Raw genomic sequence first — 1,061 nt, 5'->3', positions numbered from 1 at the left:
TTCAGGTTGTTTTTAATCGTATTGAAATCGCCGTTGTAACTGTCGGTAATCTTAGCCGGAATGTTGCCTCGGGATATGTTGTCCACATAATCCGCCGCCACGTTCAACGGCCCAATCACCGCATCCAGGGTTTCGTTGACACCTTCGACAATCTTGCGGTAATCGCCTTGGTGCAGGGTCGCATCGGCGCGAGTCGACAGTTTGCCTTCCACCGCCGCTTGCGACAACATCACCGCGTCCGCCACTAACGCATTGACCGCGTCGATACACGTGTTCAAATTATTTTTGATCACATTGAAGTCGCCGTTGTAACTGTCGGTGATTTTCGCCGGGATGGCGCCTTTTGCAATGCGGTCTACATAGTCGGCCGCCACGTTCAACGGCCCAATCACCGCGTCCAGCGTATTGTTTACACCCTGTACGATCTTCCGATAGTCACCTTGGTACTGGCTCGCATCCGCGCGCGTCGCTAACCGACCTTCGATCGCGGCTTTTTCCAAGCTCGCCGCTTCGGCAACCATATTGCCGATTGCGTCGATACAGTTGTTCAGGTTGTTTTTAATCGTATTGAAATCGCCGTTGTAACTGTCGGTAATCTTAGCCGGAATGTTGCCTCGGGATATGTTGTCCACATAATCCGCCGCCACGTTCAACGGCCCAATCACCGCATCCAGGGTTTCGTTGACACCTTCGACAATCTTGCGGTAATCGCCTTGGTGCAGGGTCGCATCGGCGCGAGTCGACAGTTTGCCTTCCACCGCCGCTTGCGACAACATCACCGCGTCCGCCACTAACGCATTGACCGCGTCGATACACGTGTTCAAATTATTTTTGATCACATTGAAGTCGCCGTTGTAACTGTCGGTGATTTTCGCCGGGATGGCGCCTTTTGCAATGCGGTCTACATAGTCGGCCGCCACGTTCAACGGCCCAATCACCGCGTCCAGCGTATTGTTTACACCCTGTACGATCTTCCGATAGTCACCTTGGTACTGGCTCGCATCCGCGCGCGTCGCTAACCGACCTTCGATCGCGGCTTTTTCCAAGCTCGCCGCTTCGGC

The 1,061-nt window shown here is 54.1% G+C and carries 1 pseudogene; it reads right to left on the bottom strand.

The window, feature by feature from the left end:
- Positions 1 to 1,061, bottom strand: a pseudogene (locus tag BJL95_RS20775) (hypothetical protein); the annotation flags it as partial.

Origin of the sequence: Methylomonas sp. LWB (assembly GCF_001856095.1) — a bacterium.
In the GTDB taxonomy this organism is placed as follows: domain Bacteria; phylum Pseudomonadota; class Gammaproteobacteria; order Methylococcales; family Methylomonadaceae; genus Methylomonas; species Methylomonas koyamae_A.
This window is presented reverse-complemented; position numbering and strand designations above follow the sequence as displayed.